Source organism: Micromonospora sp. WMMD730 (assembly GCF_049178955.1).
Lineage (GTDB): Bacteria > Actinomycetota > Actinomycetes > Mycobacteriales > Micromonosporaceae > Micromonospora > Micromonospora wenchangensis.
The window spans coordinates 5,557,603-5,582,766 of record NZ_JBMHML010000002.1 but is presented as its reverse complement, the minus strand read 5'-3'; the positions used below and the strand labels follow the sequence as shown (position 1 = coordinate 5,582,766).

Genomic DNA, 25,164 nt, shown 5'->3' with positions numbered 1-25,164 from the left:
GTGTCCGCTCCGGTGTCGTACCGCTGGTCTAGGGTCGTCGGCGATGGTCGCACCGGAATCGCTCTCGCTCGCCCAGGCCCGGCGGATGACGCTCGCCGCCCAGGGTTTCGCCGACCCCGCGCCCGCCGGGGCGCCCACCCGCCGGCACCTGCGCCGGGTGCTCGACCGGGTCGGGCTGATCCAGATGGATTCGGTCAACGTGCTGCAACGGGCGCACTACCTGCCGCTCTACAGCCGGCTCGGGCCCTACCCGACCAGCCTGCTCGACACCGCTGCCTACCGCCGCCCCCGTGAGCTGTTCGAATACTGGGGGCACGAGGCGTCCCTGGTGCCGGTGGGGCTGCACGCCGCGCTGCGCTGGCGGATGGCCAAGGCCCGCGACGACGCCTGGGGCGGGATGCGCCGGATCGCCGCCGAGCAGCCCGAACTGGTCGCCTGGGTGCGCGACGAGGTGGCTGCCGCCGGGCCGCTGACCGCCGCCGAGATCGAGTACGACGCGCCCCGGGAGACCGGCAACTGGGGCTGGAACTGGTCGGCGGTGAAGCGGGCGCTGGAGTTCCTGTTCTGGGCCGGCGAGGTCACCGCCGCCGACCGGACGCCCTCCTTCGCCCGCCGCTACGACCTGCCCGAACGGGTGCTGCCGGCGGCCGCGCTCGACGCGCCCACGCCGACCGACGCCGACGCGTACCGCACCCTGGTCGCGGTGGCCGCCCGGTCGCTGGGGGTGGCCGCCGAGCCGGAGCTGCGGGACTACTTCCGGCTCCCGCTGGCCGGTGCCCGGCAGGCCGTCGCCGAGCTGGTCGAGGCCGGTGAGCTGGTGCCGGTGACGGTGCAGGGGTGGCGGCAGCCGGCCTGGCGGCACGTCGACGCCCGGCTGCCCCGGTGGGTGCGGGGCAACACCCTGGTCAGCCCGTTCGACCCGCTGGTCTGGGAACGGGCCCGCACCGAGCGGCTGTTCGGCTTCGGCTACCGGATCGAGATCTACGTGCCGGCCGCGCAGCGGGTGCACGGCTACTACGTGCTGCCGTTCCTGCAGGGGGAGCGGTTCACCGCCCGGGTCGACCTCAAGGCCGACCGGAAGGCCGGGGTGCTGCTGGTGCCGGCGGCCTGGCAGGAACCCGGCGTCGACCCGGGGGAGACCGCCGTCGCGCTCGCCGCCGAGCTGCACCGGCTCGCCGGCTGGCTCGGCCTGGACGCGGTCGCCCCACCGGCGGCCGGTGACCTGGCCGCCCCGCTGACCGCCGCGTTGCGCAGCCTCACCGGTGTACCGTGAGGCCGTGACGAGCGTTGACGGGCCGACCGGTCCTTCCCGGTCGGGGCAGGGCACCGATCCGACGTCGACCGGTGCCGCACCGGCCGGCACCACCCACACGCTGAGCGACCCGCCCCCCGCCGGCCCGCCGACCGACCCGTACCCCCACCCGGTGGCGGGCGCGGGCGTCGACGGGTTGCCGCCCGGGTCGTGGTCGGCGGGGCCGCCGGTGGTGTGGCAGCCGGCCGAGCCGGACCGGCTCACCCGGTTCGTGCTCCGCCTGCACGCCCGGTCGCCGCGTTGGGCCGCCCCGCTGGCCGCGCTCGGCTGCGTCGCCGCCGGCATGGCGTACGCGCTGGTCAGTGACCCGACCACCAGCGACCCGGACGCCGCGCCGAGCTGCCTGCTCAAGCTGACCACCGGGCTGGACTGTCCGGGCTGCGGGGGCACCCGCGCGCTGTGGTACCTCCTGCACGCCGACCTGCCGGCAGCCGCCCGCCACCACGCCGTGTTCGTCTTCGCGGTGCCCTTCCTGGCATACCTCTTCGTCGCCTGGGCGGGCCGGCAGGCGTTCGGGTGGCGGCTGCCCGAGCTGCGGCTCAGCTCCCCGGTGATCGGCGGGTTCCTCGCCGTCTGGATGGCCTTCTCGGTGCTGCGCAACCTGCCCTGGGCACCGTTCACCGCGCTCTACGTCTGACCGGCCGGGGCGCACGGCGGGCCGGGTGGGAGACGTTGGCCACCCGCCGCCGCCCCCGGCCGGAACTGTCCATGATCTCGCTGGTCAGCGCGGTGGCCCGAGTTTCCCCGCAGCCCACCGGGCCACTACAGTCGCAGGAATGCCGGAGATGGTGCAGCCCCAGGTGCAGTTGATCGCGTGGACCCAGTTCCAGGCCCCCGACGGCGTGCCGTGGTCGACCGACGCCGAGGGCGGCCAGGCGCTCGCCGAGTTCGCCGGCCGGGCCTGCTACCAGAGCTGGAAGAAGCCGAACCCGGCGACCGCCACCAACGCCGGCTACCTGGCGCACATCCTGGAGGTCGGGCACCTGTCGGTGCTGGAGCACGGCAGCGTGACGTTCTACTTCACCGGGGTGTCCCGCTCGTTCACCCACGAGCTGATCCGGCACCGGCACTTCTCCTACTCCCAGCTCTCCCAGCGCTACGTGCCGGAGCGGGACGCGGCGATGGTCGAGCCGGCGGTGATCGCCGACGACCCGGAGCTGCACAAGCGGTTCGTCGAGGCGGCCGAGGCGAGCGTGCGGGCGTACACCGAGCTGCTGGAGGGGTTGGAGCAGCGGTTCGCCGACGAGCCCAACCCGACGCTGCGCCGCAAGCAGGCCCGGCAGGCGGCGCGGGCGGTGCTGCCCAACGCCACCGAGACCCGGATCGTGGTCACCGGCAACTACCGCGCCTGGCGGCACTTCATCGGGATGCGGGCCACCGAGCACGCCGACGTGGAGATCCGTGAGCTGGCCGTGGAGTGCCTGCGGCAGCTCCAGCGGGTCGCCCCGAACGTCTTCGCCGACTTCGTCGTCTCGACGCTGCCCGATGGCACCGAGGTGGCGACCAGTCCGCACGCACAGCTGTCCTGAGCCCTTCCCCACCGGCTGTCCGGTGCTCGTCCGCTAGGTTGTGAGCATGACGCACGACCACCCTGCCGCCCCCGACCGGGGCGTGTCGCGCCCGTTCGGGCGGCTTCTCACCGCGATGGCGACCCCGTTCACCGCCGACGGCTCCCTCGATCTGGACGGGGCGGTCCGGCTGGCGACCTACCTCGTCGACGAGCAGGGCAACGACGCGCTGGTGCTCAACGGCACCACCGGCGAGTCGCCGACCACCTCGGACGCGGAGAAGGAGACCCTGATCCGCGCGGTGGTCGAGGCGATAGGTGACCGGGCGCGGATCGTGGCCGGCGTCGGCACCAACGACACCCGGCACACCATCGAGCTGGCCGCCACGGCCGAGAAGGCCGGCGCGCACGGCCTGCTGGTGGTGACCCCGTACTACAGCAAGCCGCCGCAGCGGGGGCTGGTGGCGCACTTCACCGCCGTCGCCGACGGCACCGGCCTGCCGATCATGATGTACGACATCCCGCACCGCGCCGGGGTGCCGATCGAGACCGAGACGCTGGTGCGGCTCGCCGCGCACGAGCGGATCGTCGCGGTCAAGGACGCCAAGGGCGACCTGACCGCCACCAGCTGGGTGACCAGCCGCACCGACCTCGCCTTCTACAGCGGCGAGGACTCGCTCACCCTGCCCACCCTGGCGGTCGGCGGGGTCGGGCTGGTCGGCACGTCGACCCACTTCACCGGCGCGCTCGCCAAGCAGATGATCGAGGCGTACGACGCGGGTGACACCGGCACGGCGCTGGCCCTGCACCGGCGGCTGCTGCCGCTGTTCACCGGGATCTTCCGTAGCCCGGGCACCATCCTGGTGAAGGCGGGCCTGAACGTGCTGGGCCTGCCCGCCGGCCCGGTGCGTCCGCCGCTGGCGGACGCCACCGACGACGAACTGGCCCTGCTGCGCGCGGACTGCGCGGCGGCGGGCCTGGACCTGCCCGAATGATCGAACGACACGACGGACGCCGGGTTACGGCGTCGCAGAATGAGGTGGACGCGTGACCGAGGCGCAATTCGAGGGTGAACTGCCCCCGCCGCTGCCCGAGGGCGGGCTGCGGATCATCCCACTCGGCGGACTCGGTGCCATCGGTCGGAACATGACCGTCTTCGAGTACGACGGCAAGCTGCTCATCGTCGACTGCGGGGTGCTCTTCCCCGACGTCGAGCAGCCCGGCGTGGACCTGATCCTGCCCGACTTCGGACCGATCCTGGACCGGCTGGCCGACGTTCAGGCGATCGTGCTGACCCACGGTCACGAGGACCACATCGGCGCGGTGCCGTACCTGCTCGCCCACAAGCCGGACATCCCCCTGGTCGGCTCCCAGTTCACCCTCGCCCTGGTCGAGGCGAAGCTGGCCGAGCGGCGCATCCAGCCCTACACCCTGACCGTCCGCGAGGGCGGCCGGGAGCGGCTGGGTCCGTTCGAGTGCGAGTTCTTCGCGGTGAACCACTCGATCCCGGACGCCCTGGCGGTGGCCGTGCGTACCCCGGCCGGCCTGGTGCTGCACACCGGTGACTTCAAGATGGACCAGCTCCCGCTGGACGGCCGGATCACCGACCTGGCCGGCTTCGCCCGGCTCGGCGCGGAGGGCGTCGACCTGCTCCTGTCGGACTCCACCAACGCCGAGATCCCCGGTTTCGTCACCCCGGAGCGGGAGATCGGGCCGGTGCTCGACTCGATCTTCGCGAAGGCGAAGGGGCGGATCATCGTCGCCTCGTTCGCCTCGCACGTGCACCGGGTGCAGCAGGTCTTCGACTCGGCGTTGGAGCACGGCCGCAAGGTGGCGCTGATCGGCCGCTCGATGGTCCGCAACATGGGCATCGCCCGCGACCTCGGCCTGCTCAACATCCCGGCCGGTCTGGTGATCGGCATCGAGGAGGCCACCACGCTGCCGCCCGACCAGATCGTGCTGATGTCCACCGGTTCGCAGGGCGAGCCGATGAGCGCCCTGGGCCGGATGGCCAGCGGCGACCACCGGCACATCACCATCGCCCCCGGCGACACGGTCGTGCTCGCCTCGTCGCTGGTCCCCGGCAACGAGACCTCGGTCTACCGGGTGATCAACCGGCTGGCCCGGGCCGGCGCGGTGGTGGTGCACAAGGACGTCGCCAAGGTGCACGTCTCCGGGCACGCCCCGGCCGGTGAACTGCTCTACCTGCTCAACGTGGTACGCCCGAGCAACCTGATGCCGGTGCACGGCGAGTGGCGGCACCTGCGGGCGCACGCCCGGCTGGGCATCGAGTCCGGCGTCGCCCCGGACCGGGTGGTGATCTGCGAGGACGGCGACGTCGTCGACCTGGTCGAGGGCCGGGCCAGTGTGGTCGGGCACGTGAAGAGCCGCTACGTCTACGTCGACGGCCTGGCCGTGGGCGACGTCAGCGAGTCGCTGCTCACCGAGCGGCGGATCCTCGGCGACGGCGGTTTCATCGCCACCACCGTGGTCGTCGACTCGGTCACCGGCAAGGTGGTCGCCGGCCCGACCCTGTCGGCGAAGGGCTTCTCCGAGGACCCGGCCGCGTTCAACCCGGTGATCCCGCTGGTCACCGAGGCGCTGAACCGGGCCGCCGCGGACGGCATCACCGACCCGCACCAGCTCCAGCAGATCGTCCGCCGCACCGTGGGACGCTGGGTCAACGACGCGTACCGCCGCCGCCCGATGATCGTCCCGACCGTCGTCGAGGTCTGAGCGGGTTCCCCACCCGGACGCCGCGGGCCGGCCACCGTCGTCACGACGGTGGCCGGCCCGTTTGCCGGTCGCCTCAGCGGTGGCGCAGGGTGGCCACGATCAGGTTGGGGTCGGTCGCGGTGACATAGGCGGCGCTGGCCACCAGGATCGTGTGCCCGCGTACGGCCACCGAGGTCGGGTTCTGCAGCCCGTCGGCACCGGTCAGCAGGGTCCTGGTCCGCCCGTCGTGGTCGATGCCGACCACCGTGTTCGGCCCGTTGAGGGCGGCGACGACCCGGCCGTCGGCGGTGAAGGCGAAGTCGTCGATGCCGGCCAGCCCGGTCGCCCTGACCTCGACGGCTCCCGGACGGCCCTGCCGCAGCGGAATCCGCAGCAGGGTGCCCTGGTCCAGGTTGGTCACCCAGACCGCGTCGCCGCGCACCTTGACGCCGTTGACGCCGAGGAACCCCGTCGCGGCGAGGGCGGACGCCGACGACCAGACCCGGGCCGGGCCGCCGGCCAGCGGCACCGTGGAGATGGTGCCGAGCACCGAGTCGGTCAGGTAGAACGTCCGGCCCGTCGGGTCGAGCGCCAGCCCGTTGGGCAGCCCGGTGGCGGGCAGCGCGGCGATCCGTCGGGGCGGCTGACCGGGCGTCAGCCGGTAGAGGCCGGTGCTGGCGGCGTCGCCGCTGGCGTACAGGAAGTACAGGGTGCCGTCGCCGGTCCGGACGATCCCGGTGGTCAGGGCGAAGCCGAGCACCGGGGTGTGCACGCCGCCGTCGGCGGGGGCGGGCAGGGTGGCCAGCACCCGGGTCCGGCCCGCCGGGTCGACGGCGACGACCTGCCGGGCCGCCGCGAAGGTGAGGTAGGCGGTGCCGTCCGGGGCCCAGGTGATGTTCTCCGGCAGCTGACCCGTCGCCGGGTCGAAGTGGACCGAGATCCGGGCCGGCAGGGCCGACGGGGCGACGGGGGCAGCCGGGACGCCCGCCGTGGGGCCGGCCACCGCCTGCGTCGCCGGTGCGGCCAGGACGCCGACTGCCGCGACGGCCACCGCGAGGGTACGGATTCTTCTGCGCATGGTTCGTCCTTCGTGGGTGTGCGGACCCGGAAGTGGGTCCGGTTTCGGGCACGGACGACCGGACGCCCCGTGCGGAGCGCCGTCGTCGCGTGGTGTCGGGCAGCGCCGACCCCCCGCCGGACCACACGGTCCGGTGGCGGGCCCGGCGCGGCCGGGTGGGACGGCGGCACCCTGTCGGCGCCGCCGGGATCGGAAGTGGAGGGTCAGCCGGGCAGCGGTTGCCGGGCGGCGGCGCGGCCGGTGACCGTGGCGTGCACCAGCAGGGTCATCGCCGCCTGCGACGGGGAAGCCGGTGCGGTGGTGGCGACGACGACCGTCTGGTCGTCCTCGGTGCGCAGGCTCTGCTGGGTGACGGTCAGCGTGCCGACCAGCGGGTGCCGCATCGCGTACGCGGCGGTGCCGCCGGCCTTGACCCGGTGGTCGGCCCACCGGGCGGCGAACTCGGGACTGCCCACCGCGAGTTCGCCCACCAGCGCGGCCAGCAGCGGGTCCGTCGGGTGCTGCCCGGAGGTCATCCGCAGGGTCGCCACCACGGCCCGTGCCTTGGCCGGCCAGTCGACGTACAGGTCGCGGGTGTGCGCGTCGAGGAAGACCAGCCGGGCCATGTTGGGCCGCCGGTCCGGCCGGTGCACCGCGTCGGGTTCCAGGTGACCGGCGAACAGGGCCTGGCCGGCGGTGTTCCAGGCCAGCACGTCGAGCCGCCGGCCGAGCACCAGCGCGGGCACGTCCCCGAGGGCGGCGACGAGCTGGTGTACGGCCGGGTCGACCCGTTCCGGCGGGGGCCGGCGGACGGCCGGGCGGCGGGGGCCGGCGGCCAGCCCGGACAGGTGGCGGCGTTCCGCGGCATCGAGCCGCAGCGCCCGGCTGAGCGCGTCCAGCACCTCGGGTGAGGCGTTCGTGGCCTGCCCCTGCTCCAGCCGGGCGTAGTACGAGGCGCTCACCCCGGCCAGCAGGGCCAGTTCCTCCCGGCGCAGCCCCGGCACCCGCCGCCGGCCGCCGTAGGTGGCCACCCCGGCCTCCTGGGGGCTGAGCCGGGAGCGTCGCGAGCGGAGGAACTCGCCGAGTTGTCGTTGCGCCTGCATGACTCCCAGTATCGGCGGCGGTCGACAGGCCAACCACACCCTGCGGGGGACAGGCACAGCGGGAATGCGTCACCTGACGGTCACCGTCCGTCGATAACTGCGGATCGGCTCAACCGTTCGGCGGCCGTCTGCGTACCTCCGTCCGGCGGGCGTACCCCGCGTCGGCCGGGAGGAGCATGGCGGATGGACCGCAGACGGATGACAGCGATCGGCGTCGTGCTGGCGGCAGCGGGACTGACGGCGGCGGTGACCCTGCCGTCGTTCGCCGGTGACCAGGGCGCGCCCCGCGCCGGGGGGACCGACGCCCGCGCGGCCGGTGGGCCGGCTCCCGAGGTGGTGGACGCGCTCAGCCGCGACCTGCGAATCAGCCGGGACCAGGCGGTCCGGCGGTTGACCGCCGAGCAGCAGGCGACCGCCCGGTTGACCGGGTTGCGGGCCGCGCTCGGCAACGACTACGGCGGGGCCTGGCTCAGCGGCGACGGGTCCACCCTGAACGTGGCGGTCGCCGACCCCGCGAAGGCCGACCGGGTCCGGGCCGCCGGTGCGGTGCCCAAGCCGGTCGACCGGGCCGTCGGCGAGCTGGACGCGGCGAAGACCCGGCTCGACGCGGTCGGCGGGCAGGCGTCCCCGGCCATCACCGGCTGGTACGTCGACGTCGCCACCAACTCGGTGGTGGTGCTCGCCCAGCCGGGCACCGAGGCGCGGGCCCGCCGGTGGGCGGCGGGCAGCGGGGCCCCGGCGGACGCGGTCCGGGTCACCACCTCCCGGGAGCAGCCGCGCCCGCTGTTCGACCTGATCGGCGGCGACCCGTTCTTCATCAACGACGTCGGGCGCTGCTCGATCGGCTTCGCGGTGGTCGGCGGGTTCGTCACCGCCGGGCACTGCGGCCGGGTCGGGGACCGCACCACCGGGTTCAACCAGGCCCGGCAGGGGGTGTTCGCGGCGTCGTCGTTCCCGCGTGACGACTGGGCGTTCGTGCGGACCAACGGCCAGTGGACCCCGCAGGGGGTGGTCAGCGACTTCAACGGCGGCACGGTGCCGGTCAACGGCTCCGTCGAGGTGCCGCCCGGCGCGTCGATCTGCCGTTCCGGCTCCACCACCGGCGCCCGGTGCGGCGTCGTCCAGGCCCGCAACGCCACCGTCAACTATCCGGAGGGGACGGTGACCGGCCTGACCCGGACCGACGTCTGCGCCGAACCGGGCGACTCCGGTGGCTCGTGGATCGCCGGCGACCAGGCGCAGGGCGTCACCTCCGGCGGCTCCGGTGACTGCACCGTCGGCGGTGTCACCTTCTTCCAGCCGGTCAACGAGATCCTCCAGCGCAACAACCTGACCCTGGTCACCGCGAACGGCGGCCAGCAGGCGACGCGACGCGGCCGGTAACCACCCCGGGCCCCGGTACCGCGGCCCCCGACCTCCACCGCCCGGAGGTCGGGGGCCGCTCGCGCGTCCGCGCCCGTCGGCCGGTGGCGGTCAGGGCAGGGCGGCGACCGCGGCGGCGTACGCGACGCCGGTGCTCACCGCCGCGTCGACCAGGATGCCGAGCTGCGTCGGGGCCACCCCGTGCGCCAGGTCGGTGGTGACGTCGCCGGCCAGCACCAGCTCACCGCCGGGCAGCTCGTGGACGTACGCCTTCGGCAGCAGCCGGTCGTGGTTCCACGCGTTGCAGAACTCGTACGCCTCGGCGAGCCGCCCCGCCGCCAGCCGCCGGGCCGCCACCACCCGGGCGTGCAGGATCTCCCCGTCCCGGCCCAGCAGGCGGAACTGCACGACCGCCTCGTCCCAGCGGCCGACCACGACGCCTGCGGCGTCGACGGCGTACACGTCGCCCCGGGTGTCCAGCACGGCGGTGAGCTGCGAAAGACTCAGCGGGGCCGGCTCCTCGGCCGAGGGCAGGAACGGTTCGTCGGCCGGGTCGTCGACGCTCTCCGGATCCGGCAGGGGCACCGGGTCGCCGGTCGGCCGTTCGGCCAGCCAGGCGGCAATCCGCCCGGCGTGGTGCCCGGTGCCGTTGCGCGCGTCGAAGCTGCCCGCCAGCCGGGTCGCCTCGGCCAGCAGGTCGGTGCCGAGGGTCGCCACGTCCAGGTCGGCGGCGGGCCGGTCGGCGTGGGCGGGACGGCGGACCCGGCGGGCGGCCCGGCCGGACTCGGCGGCGAGCGCGCAGACCAGCGCCCCGGCGGCGGCGAACTCCATCGCCGACAGGTCGTCGTGGGGGTGGTCCAGCCGGGGCAACTGCTCGGCGAGGAGGTCCAGCGCCCGGTCGGGGTGCCCGGCCAGCGCGCAGAACCGCAACTGCGCGGCCAGGTACGGCAACGCGGCCCGTTCCCGCCGGTGCCGCCGGTACGCCCGCAGGTGCGCCGTCGCGGCCCGACCGGCCGCCCCGGTGCGCAGCCACGACAGCAGCCCCACCGCGAGGGCCCGTTCCGGCTGGTCGGTGCAGTCGACCCCGGCGTCGAGCGCGGGGCGCAGCGCCGCCAACGCGGCCCGGTCGTCGCCCCAGCCGGCGAGCAGTTCGGCGCGGCGTACCGCAAGGCAGGCGGGGCAGCCGCCCTCCGGGTCCGGCGCGGCGGCCGTCCACCTGTCGTACCACCGGCGGGCGGTGGGCTCGTCGCCGGCGTGGTCGGCGAGCCGGCAGCGTAACTGGGCGACCACGCCGGCCTCCGCGCCGACCCGTCGGGCCAGCGCGTCGAGCAGGGCGTTGGCCTGGTCCAGCCCGATCCGGGGGGTGCCGATCGCGGCCTCCACCGCCTGACGCAGGTGCCGCCGCAGCAGTTCCGCGTCGCCGGGGCGGGCGTCGAGCAGGTCGGGGGACCGGTCCACGGTGGCCAGCAGACGGCGTACCGGCTCGATGATCCGCCACCGGCCCCCGTGCCGCAGGTACGCCGCCACCAGCGCGAACCGGGCGTCCAGGGCGGAGTGCGGGTCGCCGAGCGCGTCGGCACGGGCGGCGATCCGGTCGAGTTCGGCCAGCCGGGCCTCCCCGTCGGGCAGGTCCCCGGCGTCGGCGAACGCGGCGGAAAGGACCGGGTCGCGCGGCGCGGCCGGCCCGTCCGCCCCGGGAGCGAACCCGCCGGTCATCCGGGCGTCCGGCCGGGCAGTTGGCCGACGGCGGCGGCGAGCCGGCAGCCTTCGGTGATGCCGCGGTCGAGCAGCCGGTCGAGCTGGTGCGGGGTGACCCCGCGTTCCAGGTCGGTGATCACCTCGCCGCAGACCTGGGCCCGACCGTCGTCGTCGACGTGCACGAACGCCTTCGGCCAGAACCGCTCGTGGTTCCACGAGTTGCAGAAGGCGTAGAGCGCCGGCACGTGCTCGATGCCGAAGGTCGCCGCCGCCAGGGTGCGGACCTGGAGCAGCTCGCCGTGGCCGCCCTGACGCAGGAACCAGATCAGGCTGTCGTCCCAGCGGCCCACGAGGTCCCCGTCCCCGTCGGCGACCACGACGTACCCCCGGGTGCCCAGCACGGCGGCGACCAGGTCGGCGGTCAGCGGGCGCAGGGCCTGCGGGTCACCCGCGAGGGGGTCGGGACGGTCCGCGAAAGCAGGCGACGCCATCGGGCATCCCTTCTGAGGCGAATAACACGTCTGCGGGCGTGGTCCGTGCTGCGACGCGCGGACACGACCCGGAAAAGCGGCGATCTGCCGGGTCACGCCGTTACGGTGACTCTATGGCGGGCCGTACCTCTCAGGCGAGCCGGCGACGCGGCGCGTCGCCGCGCGGCACCACGAACAGTCGTGCCCGTCAGCCGGCGAAGAAGACCACCCGGGCGACGGCCCGGCGGCGACCGGCCCCCCGACCCGCTCCGGCGGCGTACGTGGGCCGGGCGGTCGGGGCACTGTGGATGGGTCTGGCGCACGGGGTCGGCTGGGGCTTCCGGGCCGCCGGCCGGCAGGCCGCCTCGGCCCGGGAGCTGGACCCGGAGCACCGCCGCGACGGCGCCGGCCTGTTGCTGTTCGGGCTGGCCATCCTCAGCGCGGTGGCGATCTGGTTCTCCGGCGCCGGCCCGTTCGGCGCGCGGCTGGCCGACACCGTACGCCTGTTCCTGGGTGCGATCGCGGTGGTGGTGCCGGTGCTGCTGATGATCGGCGCGTGGCGGTTGATGCGGACCCCGGTGGCTCCGGAGCACCGGGGGAGGGGCCTGGTCGGCTGGGGGTCCATGCTGGTGGCCACGGCGGCGATGCTGCATATCGGACAGAATCCGGTGGACCCGGTGCAACGCGACTACGCCGGTGGTCTGGTCGGTGCCGGGATCGGCGACCTGCTGGAGCGGGCGGTGACGGCCTGGGTGGCGATGCCGCTGCTGATCCTGCTGCTCGTCTTCGGGCTGCTGGTGGTGACCGCCACCCCGATCAACAAGATCCCGGAGCGGCTCGGTCTGCTCGCCGGCACGCTGGTCGCCCCGCCCGAGGCCCCGGAGCAGGAGGACGCGGAGCCGGCGGAGGTCGTCGCGAAGCCGGCCCGCAAACGGCCGGCCCGCAAGGCCGCGCCCCCGCCGCCCGACCCGGACGACTTCGACGACGTCGGCCCGGAGGTCGACCTCCAGGAGACGATCGTGCTGCCCCGCCGGCCGGCGAGCCGGGTGCCGGCCAGCCGTAAGCCGGCGGAGCCGCCGGAGCACTCCGCCCCGCCCACCCGCGCCGAGCAGCTCGCGCTGACCGGGCTGGCCGGCGACTACGTGCTGCCGCCGGCCAACATGCTCACCGGCGGCGCGGCCCCGAAGACCCGCAGCAAGGCCAACGACGAGGTGATCGCCGCCCTGACCGGCGTCTTCGACCAGTTCGGGGTGGACGCCGAGGTCACCGGCTTCACCCGGGGACCCACCGTCACCCGCTACGAGGTCGAGCTGGGGCACGGGGTCAAGGTCGAGCGGATCACCCAGCTCTCCCGCAACATCGCGTACGCGGTGAAGTCGCCCGACGTGCGCATCCTCAGCCCCATCCCGGGCAAGAGCGCGGTCGGGGTGGAGATCCCCAACACCGACCCGGAGAACGTCGCCCTCGGCGACGTGCTGCGGTCCCGGGCCGCGACCAGCGACCACCATCCGATGGTGGTGGCCCTCGGTAAGGACATCGAGGGCGGCTTCGTGGTGGCCAACCTCGCGAAGATGCCGCACATCCTGATCGCCGGGGCCACCGGCGCGGGCAAGTCGAGCTGCCTCAACACCCTGCTGGTGTCCATCCTGACCCGGGCCACCCCGGACGAGGTGCGGCTGCTGCTGATCGACCCGAAGCGGGTCGAGATGACCGGGTACGAGGGCATCCCGCACCTGGTCACCCCGATCGTGACCAATGCCAAGAAGGCGGCCGACTCGCTGGAGTGGGTCGTCCGCGAGATGGACATGCGCTACGACGACCTCGCCGCCAACGGGGTCCGGCACATCGACGACTTCAACCGCAAGGTGCGCAACGGCGAGATCAAGGCCCCGCCGGGCAGCGAGCGGGAGATGCGGCCGTACCCGTACCTGCTGGTGATCGTGGACGAGCTGGCCGACCTGATGATGGTCGCCCCGCGCGACGTGGAGGACTCGGTCGTCCGGATCACCCAGTTGGCCCGCGCCGCCGGCATCCACCTGGTGCTGGCCACCCAGCGGCCGAGCGTCGACGTGGTGACCGGCCTGATCAAGGCGAACGTGCCGTCCCGGCTGGCGTTCGCCACCTCGTCGCTCGCCGACTCCCGGGTCATCCTCGACCAGCCGGGCGCGGAGAAGCTGCTCGGCCGGGGCGACGGGCTGTTCCTGCCGATGGGCGCGTCGAAGCCGGTCCGTATCCAGGGCGCCTGGGTGACCGAGCGCGAGATCGCCGACGTGGTGAAGTTCTGCAAGGACCAGCGTGAGCCGGAGTTCCGCTCCGACGTGCTGGCTCCGGCGCAGGACAGCAAGAAGAAGATCGACGAGGACATCGGCGACGACCTGGACCTGCTGGTGCAGGCGGTGGAGCTGGTGGTGACCTCGCAGTTCGGTTCGACCTCGATGCTCCAGCGCAAGCTGCGGGTCGGCTTCGCCAAGGCGGGCCGGTTGATGGACCTGATGGAGACCCGGGGGGTGGTCGGCCCGTCCGAGGGTTCCAAGGCCCGCGACGTGCTGGTCAAGCCGGACGAGCTGGACGAGGTGCTCGACGGCTTGCGCGGCGACGTGGACTGAGCCGGGGGCGTACCCCCGACCGGGCCGGGACGTGCGACGGGCCCGCCGGGAATCCGGCGGGCCCGTTCGCACGGGTGCGTCTGGTCAGCTGTTCATCATGGCGCTGATCAGCACGAGGCTCAGGACGATGGCCACCACGTTCGCGGCGGCGGCGTACCAGCCCAGCGGCTTGTCGCCGAGCACCGCGCCGACGATGCCGAGCGCCAGGCCGATGATGCCGAAGATGACCGGCGCGATCAGCAGCGCGACGACGGCGAAGACGAACGCCAGGATGGTGCAGATGCGGGCGGCGTTGGTACGCGGGCGGGCGGGGGCGTGGGTGTCGGCCATGACGTCCTCCGTGGTCGGGGGCTGGTTGCTGTGGTGGTCGATCACTACCCACACCGGACGGAAACTACGCATCGGCCCCGGCGAGGGCCGGGCCACTCAGTGGAAGAGCTTGAGGCCGACCACGCCGGCCACCACCAGCAGCAGGCTGAGCAGCCGGGGCAGGCTCGTCGACTCGCCGAGGGCGACCATGCCGACCACGGCGGTGCCGACCGCCCCGATGCCGACCCAGACCGCGTAGCCGGTGCCGACGGGGATGTCACGCAGCGCGTACGCCAGGCCGGCCATGCTGGCGATCAGGGTGACCGCGAAGACGGCCGAGGGCAGCGGCCGGGTGAACCCGGCGCTGCGGTCGAGGGAGACCGCCCACGCGGTCTCCAGGAGTCCGGAGAGCACCAGCACGATCCAGGCCATCGGGTATCACCTCGGGGTGCGGGTCCCGGGCCGTCGGCCGGGGACGAGTCGATTCGGTACGGGGCGTCTTGGCCTGACCGGGTACGCCCGCGACTCGTCCGGGGTGGCCGTGCGGGCCACCACGACCGACGCTAGCACCGCCGGCCGGCGGGGTGGGGTGATCCTCCCCACCACACCTTGAGTTGAAGTCAGCTTGAGGTTGCAGCATGGGGAGCATGACGCTGCTCTTCGACGACCGGCAGGTCGCCGCCACCCTGGACGCGCCGACCACCGTCGCGGCGATGCGGGACGCCCTGCTGGCCGCCCACGCCGGCCGGCTCGTCGCCCCACCCCGGGCGTCCGCACCGCTGGCCGGCGGGCGGATGGTGCTCACCGCCGGGCAGCTCACCGACGAGTGGTACGGCTTCCGCTCCTACGACACCCTCGGCCACCCGGCCGGCGAGCAGCTCGTGGTGCTGCACGACGCCCGGACGGGGGCGGTACGGGCCATCGCCGTCGGCGCGGAGCTGGGCTCCCGGCGTACCGGCGGGCTCGGCGCGGTGGCCGTCGACGCCCTGGCCCGCCCGGACGCCGCCACCCTGGGCGTGATCGGCTCGGGCGGGCAGGCGTGGACGCAGGTGTGGGCGACCGCCGCCGTCCGGCCCCTGCGCGAGGTGACCGTGCACAGCCGCTCGGCGGCCCGCCGCGAGGCGTTCGCCGCCCGGGTCCGCGCCGAGCTGGGGATCCCCGCCCGCGCCGTCGGCTCGGCCGCCGAGGCGGTCCGCGACCGGGACGTGGTGGTGCTCGCCACCACCAGCGTCACCCCGGTGCTGGCCGCCACCGACCTCGCCCCGGGCACCCACGTCAACACCGTCGGCTTCAAGCAGGTGCACCGGCACGAGTTCGGCACCGACCTGCTCGACGCCGCCGACGTGCTGGTCACCGACTCGCCGGCCCAGGCGGCGGCGTACGACCCGCCGATGCTGACCGCCGTCGGGCCGTACCCGGGACGGCTGCGGGACCTGGGGGCGGTGCTGGCCGGTGCGGTCCCCGGCCGCACCGGCGCGGACCAGGTGTCGGTGTTCTGCTCCACCGGCCTGGCCGGCACCGAGGTCGCCCTGCTGGACCGGCTGGTCCGGGTGGGCGCGACGACGGTCTGACCGCCGGTACGTCGGCTGCGGCGGGCGGCTGCACCATGATCGGATTGCAATTCCGGCGAGTGTTCCCGGCGTGTCGTGTGCATTCTCGTCATTTGATCAACGATCGGCCGGGCGGCGGGGTGAACCGGCCGACACCGCACGCCGCCGTCGGTCGGGCCCGCTCCCGCGCCCGGTACCCTCGGATGGTGTCCGCCACCCCCACGCCTGACAACGCCGGCCCGTCGCGGCCCGCCCCGCAGCCGTCGCCCGCCGACGGCCGCCGGGTCGCCCTGCTGACCCTGGGCTGCGCCCGCAACGAGGTCGACTCGGAGGAGCTGGCCGCCCGGCTGCACGCCGACGGCTGGCAGGTCACCACCGACGGCGAGGGTGCCGACGTGGTGGTCGTCAACACCTGCGGGTTCGTGGAGAAGGCCAAGCAGGACTCGATCCAGACCCTGCTCGCCGCCGCCGACACCGGGGCGAAGGTGGTCGCCGCCGGCTGCATGGCCGAGCGGTACGGCCGGGAGCTGGCCGACAGCCTCCCCGAGGCGCAGGCGGTGCTCAGCTTCGACGACTACCCCGACATCGCCGCCCGGCTCGACTCGGTGCTGGCCGGCGAGGCGATCGGCGCGCACACCCCCCGCGACCGCCGCGAGCTGCTGCCGCTGACCCCGGTCGCCCGGCGGGAGTCGGCGGTCTCCCTGCCCGGCCACGGCACCCCCACCCGGGTCGCGCCGGAGACCGACGCGCACACCCCGGCGCACCTGCGGCAGGTGCTGCGCCGCCGGCTCGACACCGGCCCGGTGGCCTCGCTGAAGCTGGCCAGCGGCTGCGACAGGCGGTGCGCGTTCTGCGCGATCCCCGCGTTCCGGGGCGCGTTCGTCTCGCGTACCCCCGACGAGCTGCTGGCCGAGGCGGAGTGGCTGGCCAAGACCGGCGTCCGTGAGCTGGTGCTGGTCAGCGAGAACTCGACGTCGTACGGCAAGGACCTGGGCGACCCGCGCGCGTTGGAGACGCTGCTGCCGCAACTCGCCGCGATCGACGGCATCGTCCGGGTGCGGGCCAGCTACCTCCAGCCCGCCGAGACCCGGCCCGGCCTGGTCGAGGCGATCGCCACCACCCCCGGCGTGGCCGCCTACTTCGACCTGTCGTTCCAGCACTCCAGCGAGCCGGTGCTGCGCCGGATGCGCCGGTTCGGCTCCACCGACCGGTTCCTGGAGCTGCTGGCCAGCGCCCGTGCCCTCGCCCCCGAGGCGGGCGCGCGGAGCAACTTCATCGTCGGTTTCCCCGGCGAGACCAAGCAGGACGTGGCCGAGCTGACCCGCTTCCTGACCGACGCGCGGCTCGACGCGATCGGCGTGTTCGACTACAGCGACGAGGACGGCACCGAGGCCGCCGGGCTGCCCGGCAAGCTCTCCGCCGCCACCGTCAAGCGCCGCTACGACCGGCTCGCAGCCCTCGCCGACGAGTTGTGCTCGCAGCGGGCCGAGGAACGGCTCGGCAGCACGGTCGAGGTGCTTGTCGACACGGTCGACGACGGCGTGGTGGAGGGCCGGGCGGCGCACCAGGCCCCCGAGGTCGACGGCTCGACCACCCTGGTCGCCCCGGTCGGTGGCGGGGTCGACCTGGCCGCGTTGCGCCCCGGCGACCTCGTCCGGGCCACGGTCACCGCGACCGAGGGCGTCGACCTGGTGGCCGTGCCGGATGAGATGATCTCGGCGGCGCCCGGCGCGGAACGGTGACGGTGGGCCCGGACGGAGCGGGGGAGCCAGGTGGGGCGGTGCCAGGAACGCCACGACGGCCGGAGCGGGGCGCTGCGGTGACCGGGGCGGCGGAGTCCGCGCCGCCGGTGGCCCGGGTGCCGGTGCTCAACGCGGCCAACGGCCTGACCCTGCTGCGGCTGGTGCTGGTGCCGGTCTTCGCCGCGTCGGTGGTCGCCTCCGGCATGACCCACACCGGGTGGCGGATCGCCGCCTGCCTGATCTTCGCGTTCGCCTCGATGACCGACCTGGTGGACGGCTGGATCGCCCGCCGCTTCGGCCTGGTCACCTCGGTGGGCAAGGTGGCCGACCCGATCGCCGACAAGGCGCTCACCGGCGCCGCCCTGGTGCTGCTGTCCGTCTACGACCGGCTGCCCTGGTGGGTGACGGTGCTGATCCTCGTCCGTGAGCTGGGCATCACCGGCCTGCGGTTCTGGGTGATCCGGCACGGCGTGATCGCCGCCAGCCGGGGCGGCAAGCTCAAGACGGCGTTGCAGATCCTGGCCATCGCCTGGTACCTGTGGCCGATGCCGGCGGCCCTCGCCGCCGTCGGGCCGTGGATCATGGCCGCCGCCGTGCTGGTCACCGTGGTCACCGGCTTCGACTACGTCGCCCAGGCCCTGCGCCTGCGCCGCCCCCGGCCCTGACCGGCCCGCACCGCCTCCGCTGAACCGCCGCACCGGAATCCCGGTGCGGCGGGACGGCTGTCCCTGCCGGTCGGGACGTCCCGCCCCGCAGAGTCGTCACCGCACCGACCCCTGCGGCCGGTGCGGCGTCGGCCCGGCCGGGTCGACGCCCGGTGACGGCGGGCGGGGTTGCGCCCGGTGGCGGGAGGAGCAGCGGTGGGGACAGCGACGAGACACACCCGGGGGCGGTCCCCGGGCGGCGGGTGGCGCAGCCGCCGGCTGTGGGCGGCCGGCCTGACAGCGGTGCTGGCGGTCACCATGCACCAGAGTCCGGCCCGGGCCGCCGACCCGGTGCCGTTCGACGAGCAGGCGGTGCACGGGGCGCTGTTCGGGGCGGTGGTGCAGCTCCGCGACGCCGGGGCGGCCGGGTTGAAGGACGCCCTGCTCACCGCCGAGCTGCTGGACTGGCGTAGCGCCCAGCCGGGTGCCGACGCGACGCAGGTGGCCGGGCACGTGGCCACCACCCGGGCGGTCGCCGACGCGGCGGTCAGCGACGCGCGGGCCGAGGACCGGTCCCGGTTCGCCGTGGCGATGGCGGTGCTGGCCCGGCTCGCCGGGTCCAGCGGCGCGGTGACCACCGGCCCGGCGGTGCGGGCGTTCCTGACCAGCACGGTCGGCGCGGAGGGCGCGAACGTGGTGCCGGACGCGCTGAACCTGGTCCGGGGCGGCTACCAGGACGCGGCGTGGAACGCCCGCTCCCGGGACCTGACCCAGGACACCTGGCGGGAGCTGCACCGCCGGGCCGCCACCGACGACGCGCTGGCCACCGGCTGGGACAGCGCGTTCGCCGGGCGCACCGGCACCGGGGTGCGTACCCCGGTCGACGGGTTGCTGGCCGCGCGGATCCACGAGCCGCGCGCCGACGGCAACACCGGCACCCTCGGCTACTACGTGCCGCTGTCCGCGATCCGCGACGTCCGCGGTGACGCGACCGCCTTCAAGGCGCTGGTGCAGGAGCGGGCGTACGCGACGCTGAAGGTGCTCGACACCGACGGCAACAACCGGATCACCGAGGTGGTCAGCTACGCCAACACGTACCCGCTCAACCAGGACCCGAAGCCGAGCCAGGCGGTCATCGACGCGGAGAAGGCGAAGACCGAGTCCAACCGCAAGATCTTCGAGGGTCTCGGGTCCACCGTCACGGTGCTGTCCACCCTGGTCGGCTTCGTCGACAAGAAGTTCGGCAAGCAGCTGGAGACCATCGGCAAGGCCGTGGTGACCTCGGTGACCGCGATCAACACGTACGTGACGACGGTGCTCGGGCAGGGGCTGACCATGGCCGCCACGGCGATGGGCACGGCCGTGCTGACCGGCAACCTGCTCGGCGCGGCGGTGAGCCTGATCGGCCTGTTCGCCGGGGGCGGCGACCCGAACGCCGCGATCCAGGCGGAGATCGGCAAGCTGCGCCAGCAGATCGACCGGCTGGCCAAGGGGATCGACAAGCGGTTCGACCGGATCGAGTCGGCGCTCAAGGAGATGTACGCCGGGCTGGTCGCCCAGCTCGACGCCCTCACCAAGGGACTCGACGAGGTACGCGCCAACCTGGGCCGGATCGCCACCCAGTTGCAGACCATCGAACGCAAGGTCGACTCGATGGCGCTCGCCACCCACGTGGCCCTGGAGAACATCGCCAAGAGCCAGCTCAACTCGGTGATCACCACGTACGTGCACCACAAGGAGATCACCGGGCAGCCGATCCCGGACTACCTGGGCACCTACTTCCCGAAGGCCGAGTCGCCGACCTTCACCTTCGCCACCGTCAACGCCTCCGACGAGGGCACCTTCACCGCGCCGGCCGGCACCAGCCTCGCCGACCCGGTCAGCGTGCTCGACACCCACCTGCCCGCCGGCTCGATCAACTACCTCGGCCAGTGGGCGCGTAACCGGGTCGGCGGCACCTGGACGGTCGGCCCGGTCGCCAACGCCGCCGCCTGGTCCACCGCCGCCCGGGTCTACAACATCCTGCAACTGGAGAACCCGCAGTTCGCCGCCCAGGTGGCCGCCGGGCGGGGCGACGCCGTCGCCGAGACCGGGCGGACCATCAACGAACGGGTCCGGCAGTTCAGCCAGCCGACCGCCGACGGCGGCACCAACCCGTTGTTCACCGCGCTGATGGCCGACTACCGCACCGCGGTCGCCGGCTGGAACGCCCAGGTGGAGAACGTCCGCAAGGCGGTGGTCTGGAACGGCAGCGACACCCTGCCGGTGCACGACATGTGGGGCAGCCCGGACCAGGAACTCCCGGCGGCGAACCGGATTTCCGAGACCGAGTCGATCGGCGGGTGCGGCCCGACCCGGGTCGGCCGGCCGATCCCGTCGACGGTACGCCGGAGCAACCTGCCCAACGCGTTCCACCTGGCCCGCCACGCCATGCCGCCGGGACACGCCCCGGAGTTCTCCACCTGCTACGACGCGAACTTCGTCAACGTCGAGGAGCACGAGGGACCCCGGTTCCAGACCACCACCGGCGACCTCCAGATCACCCTGCGGTCGCGGGTGAAGTGGGCCGGCGGGGACTGGCAGGAGGTGCAGACCGCCACCCGCGTGTTCCCCATCGGCACGTTCTGCTCGTGGGACGTCCGTTCCCCCATCCCGCAGGGCTACTGCTACGACGAGAACAAGTACCTCACCGACCGGTGGGCGGGGACGTACAAGCCGGCGTTCGAGTCGGCGGCGATCCCGGTCGTCGCCACCCAGGCGACGTCCGCCCGCAGCAAGGCCGCCGCGATGCTGTCCGGCCGGCAGAAGTACTTCTACCGGGTGATGCGGGCCGGCACCGGGCCGAACCCGCCGAGCAGCGACACCTGGGAGGTGTCCCGGGTGCTCTGGCAGAAGGGCAAGGCGGTCTCCGACGCGCTGCGGCTGTTGCAGGCGTACACCGAACTGGGCTGGGGGACCGCGCTGGAACTCGACGACAGCCTCGCCGGCCTGCTCTTCGGCGGCCAGGGGTTGCCCGCCGACTACACCCGTCCGCGCAGCGACGGCGACCAGTCGGCACACCAGCACCTGCGCAACGCGATGACGCAGGCGGTGGAGAACTACGCCGACTGCGTCCAGACGTTCGACTGGAACCCGTGCGACGGGGAGCGGTCGGGCTTCGACCCGCTGCGGGACCAGGGCCAGTACGGTGCCGGCTGCGTCCAGGCCAGCGTGCCGGACAAGCCGCGTGACCCGCTGAGCGCCTGCCTGGCCAGCGCGGCGTTCGTCCGGGTCGGGCAGCTCGGCCAGCGCTACGACCACTGGTCGTCCCGGGTGCGTTCCGGCGGGCACACCGAGGGGCTGCCGGAGGTGACCGCAGCGACCGACATGACCCGCGCGACCACGGTGAGCGTGCACCCGGCGGGCTGACCGCGCGTCGACCGGGAGGGCCCCGTCGGCCCGAGCGGGTGGGACCCTTCCCCCGCCCGCCGGGCCGGCCGGGGCCCTTCCCCCGCGTCGCGGGTCCGGGGCCCTTCCCCCGCCTGCGGGCCGCGCTTCCCCCGGGTCGCCGGCCGGGGTCGCCGTCCGATCGGTCCCGCCGGGCCGGGACATCCGACCCGGGTCGGCGGGACAGCCGGCGGGTGACGATGGCGCGACCGTCCACCCCGCCGGTCCGCCCAGCGGTGCCACTGTGGACGGTCGACCACCTACGCTGCGGCGGACGGGTGCCGGGGGACGGCCCCGCCCGTCCGCGCACGGCACCCGAGGAGTGAGCATGATGCCGAACGCCGGCGACGACCGACGGATCCTGTTGATCGCCACCAACGACACGTTCTGCCACGTGTACCAGAACCTGGCCGACCTGCTGTCGACCGCCGACCACGGCGAGAAGCTCGCCGGGGCGGTCGAGTTCTTCGACGTCACCGGCCGACGGCTGCACCCGGTCTTCTCCGCCGACTGGCGGCTGGAGGCGTTGCAGGCCGGCACCGGCCCGGCGGTGCCCGACGTCGTCCGGCAGCGGCTGACCGCGGTGATCGCGCACGTGACGCAGTACATCCACGACCATCCCGACGTGCTCGCCCGGTCCCGCATCTCGCTGGAGCGGGCGCTGTCCGAGCTGCCCCGCCTCGACGACCCGGACCTGTCCGAGATCATCGGCGCCCTGCCGGAACACCTCGAACACGACACCGGCAACTGGCTGCACAACGCGATGCACGCCGCCGGCTGGGCCGACTGACCCACCCGATCCCACCACCGACGACCAACCCCGGGAGGGCCTGCCGTGCCGTCGCCGATCGCCGCACTGTCCCCGTCCCGCCGGGTCCTGGCCGGGGCGGGCCTGGTCGTCGCCGGGCTCGTCCTGGCCGGGCAGTGGTGGTACCCGCAACCGGCGGCGCTCGGGTCGGCGGCGCTGACCGGCACGATCGCGGTCGCGTTCACCGCCCTCGGCGCGCTGGTGCTCGCCGGGCTGCCCGGTCACCCGGTGGGCCGGCTGATGCTGGCCGCCGGACTCGTCGCCGGGACGGCGGTGCTGGCGTTGAGCTGGCCCGCGGTCACCCCGCTGGCCTGGCTGGGGCAGTGGCTCTGGTGGCCGCCGTACGGGCTGATCTTCCTGGCCCTGCTGGTCTTCCCGGACGGCCGGCTGCCGGGCCGGGGATTCCGGCCGGTCGCGGTCGGGCTGGTGGTCACCACGGCGGTGGCGGCCGCGGCGCTGGCGGTGGCCGCGACCAGCGACCCCCGGGGCCTGCTGCTGTCCGCGACGACGGCCGCCGACCCGACCGCGCGGCTGCTGGTCCGGGTCGCCCTGGTGACCGTCGGGGTGCAGTTGCTGCTGGTGGCCGCCGTGCTGGTGGGGCTCGTCCGACGCTTTCGGCGGGCCGTCGGCGAGGCCCGCCAGCAGCTCGCCTGCCTGCTGGCCGCCGGCGTGCTGTTCCTGCTCGGCTTCCTGCTGGACTGGCTCAACCTCTCCGGCGCGTGGGTGCTGATGGTGATCGCGATCCCGGCCGCGATGACGGTGGCGGTGCTCCGCTACCGGCTCTACGGCCTGGAACAGGTGATCAACCGGACCCTGGTCTGGCTGGTGATGAGCCTGCTGGTGATCGCCGCGTTCGTCGGGGTGGTCGCCCTGCTGCGGGATCTGGTGCTGCGCGGGGACACCTCGAACGCCTCGCTGGTGGCCACCGGCCTGATCGCGGTGACCTTCGAACCGCTGCGGCGGCGGGTGCAGCGCGGGGTGAACCGGCTGCTCTACGGCGACCGCGACGAGCCGTACGCGGTGCTGGCCCGCCTCGGTGACCTGCTGGAGCGGACGGTCCAGCCGGAGGCGGTGCTGCCGCTGCTGACCGGCACCATCGCCCGCTCGCTCCAGGTGCCGTACGTGGCGGTGGAACTCGGCGGGGAGCCCGACGACGGGCGGCCCGCCCGGGTGCACGCCGCGCACGGCCGGGCCACCACCGAGCTGGAACGCTTCGACATGGTGACCCACGGGGAGCGGGTGGGGCGGCTGGTGGTGGCCCGCCGGGCACCCGGCACCCGGTTCACCCCGGTGGAGCGGCGGCTGCTCAGTGACGTCGCGCTGCACGCCTCGGTGGCCGCCGCTACCGCCCGGCTGATCCGCGACCTGCGCGACTCCCGGGAACGCCTGGTCACCGCCCGGGAGGAGGAGCGCCGCCGGCTGCGCCGGGACCTGCACGACGGGCTCGGCCCGACCCTGGCCGGCATGTCGATGCAGGTACGCGCGGCCCGTAAGCTCGCCGCCGTCGACCAGGCCCGGCTGGCCCGCATCCTCGACGGGCTCGCCGACGACCTGCTCACCTGCACCGGCGAGGTACGCCAACTGGTCGACCAGCTCCGCCCGGCGGCCCTGGACCGGGGGTTGGAGTCGGCGCTGCGCGCCGAGTGCCAGCGCTTCGACGGTCCGACTCTCACCGTGCGGCTGAGCGTGGCGGACCCGCTGCACGGGCTGCCGGCGGCGGTGGAGGTGGCGGCGTACCGGATCGTCGGCGAGGCGCTCGCCAACACGGCCCGGCACGCCGGGGCGACCTGCTGCGACGTGGTGGTGCGCCGGGGCCGGGCGCTGGTCGTGGAGGTGTCCGACGACGGTACGGGCATCGTCGCCCGCCGACCCGGCGGTGTCGGCCTGGACTCGATCCGGGAACGGGCCGCCGAGCTGGGCGGCGGCAGCGACATCGTCGACCGGGACCCGCACGGCACCTTGATCCGGGTCCGCCTGCCCCTACCACCCACCCCACCGTCTCCCGCCCCGCCCACCTCCGCCCCCGCCCCGCCCGCTTCCGGTGATCAAGAGGTTTGCGTCAGAATCCGCCCGGAGGATGACGCGAACCTCTTGATCACCGAGGGCTCCTGGGTGGCGGACGGTGCTGCGGGAGGGGGAGGGCAGTGACGGCAGAGGGGGCCCGTGGCGGGGCGGTGCGGGTGCTGATCGTGGACGACCACCCGGTGGTCCGCCGGGGCCTGCGGACGATGCTGGAGGGCGAGCCCTGGGTCGACGGCGTGCTGGAGGCCGCCACCTGTGCCGAGGCGGTCGGCATCGCGTCGACCGAACCCGTCGGGGTGGTCGCGATGGACGTGGCGCTGCCGGACGGCGACGGCGTGGAGGCGACCCGGCGGATCGTCCAGGGCCGACCGGAGACCCGGGTGCTGATGGTGACCATGACCGACGACGAGGACGTGGTCGGCCGGGCGCTGCGGGCCGGTGCCCGGGGCTACGTGCTCAAGGACACCGACCCGGACGTGATCGTCGACGCGCTACGGACGGTGGCGGGCGGCGGACTGGTCCTCGGTCCCCGGGTCGGCCCGCAGGTGCTGACCAGCCTGCGCCGCCAGCCGGTCGAGCTGCCGCCCCCGTTCGACCGGCTCACCCCGCGCGAGCGGGACATCCTGCGCAGGTTGGCCGGCGGCGACACCAACGCCCGGATCGCCCGCCACTTCGGGCTCAGTGAGAAGACGGTCCGCAACCAGCTCTCGGCCGTCTTCGCCAAGCTCGGGGTCGCCGACCGGGTCCAGGCCGCCCTGCTCGCCCGGGACGCCGGCCTCACCGGCTGACCCCGGCGGGGCGGGAGCGGACCCACCGGTACCGGCCCGGGGCAC

At 74.4% G+C, this 25,164-nt stretch carries 20 protein-coding genes and 1 riboswitch; of the genes, 14 read left to right on the top strand and 6 right to left on the bottom strand.

Going from position 1 to position 25,164, the window contains the following annotated elements:
- The first annotated feature begins 43 nt into the window (after window positions 1-43).
- The 5 genes from ACN265_RS23610 (at window position 44) to ACN265_RS23590 (ending at window position 5,555) form a co-directional block, all read left to right on the top strand.
- Complete coding sequence (locus ACN265_RS23610) at window positions 44-1,273, top strand: winged helix-turn-helix domain-containing protein (RefSeq protein ID WP_421409568.1); 1,230 nt, start codon at window positions 44-46, stop codon at window positions 1,271-1,273.
- Between the two features lie 4 nt (window positions 1,274-1,277).
- A complete protein-coding gene (locus tag ACN265_RS23605; RefSeq protein ID WP_420116914.1) occupies window positions 1,278-1,949 on the top strand; it encodes a DUF2752 domain-containing protein in 672 nt (223 codons plus the stop codon).
- A 148-nt stretch (window positions 1,950-2,097) separates the two neighbouring features.
- Complete coding sequence (gene thyX, locus ACN265_RS23600) at window positions 2,098-2,841, top strand: FAD-dependent thymidylate synthase (protein ID WP_088645583.1); 744 nt, start codon at window positions 2,098-2,100, stop codon at window positions 2,839-2,841.
- Window positions 2,842-2,887: 46 nt separating this feature from the next.
- Entirely contained in the window at window positions 2,888-3,814 is a 927-nt protein-coding gene (gene dapA, locus ACN265_RS23595; protein ID WP_204923900.1) for a 4-hydroxy-tetrahydrodipicolinate synthase, read from the top strand.
- A gap of 52 nt (window positions 3,815-3,866) precedes the next feature.
- The gene (locus tag ACN265_RS23590; RefSeq protein ID WP_145918435.1) at window positions 3,867-5,555 is read left to right on the top strand and encodes a ribonuclease J; all 1,689 of its coding nucleotides are present in this window, start codon (window positions 3,867-3,869) and stop codon (window positions 5,553-5,555) included.
- 73 nt (window positions 5,556-5,628) lie between these two features.
- Here the strand turns inward: ACN265_RS23590 and ACN265_RS23585 are convergent, their stop codons facing one another.
- Window positions 5,629-6,612 carry an SMP-30/gluconolactonase/LRE family protein gene (locus tag ACN265_RS23585; RefSeq protein ID WP_421409565.1) on the bottom strand — a complete coding sequence of 328 codons (984 nt, stop codon included), beginning with the start codon at window positions 6,610-6,612 and terminating at the stop codon, window positions 5,629-5,631.
- A 203-nt stretch (window positions 6,613-6,815) separates the two neighbouring features.
- The gene (locus ACN265_RS23580; RefSeq protein ID WP_421409563.1) at window positions 6,816-7,694 is read right to left on the bottom strand and encodes a helix-turn-helix domain-containing protein; all 879 of its coding nucleotides are present in this window, start codon (window positions 7,692-7,694) and stop codon (window positions 6,816-6,818) included.
- A 183-nt stretch (window positions 7,695-7,877) separates the two neighbouring features.
- Between ACN265_RS23580 and ACN265_RS23575 the strand changes: the two genes are divergently transcribed.
- Complete coding sequence (locus ACN265_RS23575; RefSeq protein ID WP_421409562.1) at window positions 7,878-9,077, top strand: S1 family peptidase; 1,200 nt, start codon at window positions 7,878-7,880, stop codon at window positions 9,075-9,077.
- A 90-nt stretch (window positions 9,078-9,167) separates the two neighbouring features.
- On the opposite strand, the gene ACN265_RS23570 is transcribed toward ACN265_RS23575, so the two are convergent.
- The gene (locus ACN265_RS23570; protein ID WP_421409560.1) at window positions 9,168-10,772 is read right to left on the bottom strand and encodes a YbjN domain-containing protein; all 1,605 of its coding nucleotides are present in this window, start codon (window positions 10,770-10,772) and stop codon (window positions 9,168-9,170) included.
- Window positions 10,769-11,245 (bottom strand): YbjN domain-containing protein, encoded by a 477-nt coding sequence (locus ACN265_RS23565; RefSeq protein WP_204923905.1) that lies wholly within the window; start codon window positions 11,243-11,245, stop codon window positions 10,769-10,771. The genes ACN265_RS23570 and ACN265_RS23565 overlap by 4 nt, the downstream gene beginning before the upstream one ends.
- Before the next feature lie 113 nt (window positions 11,246-11,358).
- Here ACN265_RS23565 and ACN265_RS23560 point away from each other — a divergent pair, with 113 nt between their 5' ends.
- On the top strand, window positions 11,359-13,830 hold the full coding sequence (locus tag ACN265_RS23560; protein WP_420119629.1) for a DNA translocase FtsK 4TM domain-containing protein: 2,472 nt from the start codon (window positions 11,359-11,361) through the stop codon (window positions 13,828-13,830).
- A gap of 84 nt (window positions 13,831-13,914) precedes the next feature.
- Here ACN265_RS23560 and ACN265_RS23555 read toward each other — a convergent pair whose 3' ends face one another.
- Together ACN265_RS23555 and ACN265_RS23550 are read right to left on the bottom strand one after the other, a co-directional pair.
- Window positions 13,915-14,214 carry a hypothetical protein gene (locus ACN265_RS23555; protein ID WP_307826077.1) on the bottom strand — a complete coding sequence of 100 codons (300 nt, stop codon included), beginning with the start codon at window positions 14,212-14,214 and terminating at the stop codon, window positions 13,915-13,917.
- A 42-nt stretch (window positions 14,215-14,256) separates the two neighbouring features.
- Window positions 14,257-14,571, bottom strand: coding sequence for a DMT family transporter (locus tag ACN265_RS23550; protein ID WP_421409558.1), 315 nt, complete (start codon window positions 14,569-14,571; stop codon window positions 14,257-14,259).
- Window positions 14,572-14,628: 57 nt separating this feature from the next.
- Window positions 14,629-14,695, bottom strand: a riboswitch (guanidine-III (ykkC-III) riboswitch).
- A gap of 91 nt (window positions 14,696-14,786) precedes the next feature.
- Here ACN265_RS23550 and ACN265_RS23545 point away from each other — a divergent pair.
- The 7 genes from ACN265_RS23545 to ACN265_RS23515 all read left to right on the top strand — a co-directional run bounded on the left by ACN265_RS23545 (window position 14,787) and on the right by ACN265_RS23515 (window position 25,119).
- Window positions 14,787-15,710 carry an ornithine cyclodeaminase family protein gene (locus ACN265_RS23545; RefSeq protein ID WP_420117840.1) on the top strand — a complete coding sequence of 308 codons (924 nt, stop codon included), beginning with the start codon at window positions 14,787-14,789 and terminating at the stop codon, window positions 15,708-15,710.
- Window positions 15,711-15,892: 182 nt separating this feature from the next.
- Window positions 15,893-17,431 (top strand): 30S ribosomal protein S12 methylthiotransferase RimO, encoded by a 1,539-nt coding sequence (gene rimO, locus ACN265_RS23540; protein ID WP_421409556.1) that lies wholly within the window; start codon window positions 15,893-15,895, stop codon window positions 17,429-17,431.
- A 77-nt stretch (window positions 17,432-17,508) separates the two neighbouring features.
- Window positions 17,509-18,096: a CDP-diacylglycerol--glycerol-3-phosphate 3-phosphatidyltransferase gene (pgsA, locus tag ACN265_RS23535; RefSeq protein ID WP_088645596.1), complete on the top strand. Its 588-nt coding sequence runs from the start codon at window positions 17,509-17,511 to the stop codon at window positions 18,094-18,096.
- Between the two features lie 195 nt (window positions 18,097-18,291).
- Window positions 18,292-21,483 carry a hypothetical protein gene (locus tag ACN265_RS23530; RefSeq protein WP_421409554.1) on the top strand — a complete coding sequence of 1,064 codons (3,192 nt, stop codon included), beginning with the start codon at window positions 18,292-18,294 and terminating at the stop codon, window positions 21,481-21,483.
- 346 nt (window positions 21,484-21,829) lie between these two features.
- Window positions 21,830-22,291 carry a hypothetical protein gene (locus ACN265_RS23525; protein WP_204923910.1) on the top strand — a complete coding sequence of 154 codons (462 nt, stop codon included), beginning with the start codon at window positions 21,830-21,832 and terminating at the stop codon, window positions 22,289-22,291.
- A 45-nt stretch (window positions 22,292-22,336) separates the two neighbouring features.
- Window positions 22,337-24,457 carry a sensor histidine kinase gene (locus ACN265_RS23520; RefSeq protein ID WP_421409552.1) on the top strand — a complete coding sequence of 707 codons (2,121 nt, stop codon included), beginning with the start codon at window positions 22,337-22,339 and terminating at the stop codon, window positions 24,455-24,457.
- Window positions 24,454-25,119: a response regulator transcription factor gene (locus ACN265_RS23515; protein WP_307826080.1), complete on the top strand. Its 666-nt coding sequence runs from the start codon at window positions 24,454-24,456 to the stop codon at window positions 25,117-25,119. Before ACN265_RS23520 ends, ACN265_RS23515 begins: the two co-directional genes overlap by 4 nt.
- Window positions 25,120-25,164: the final 45 nt, after the last annotated feature.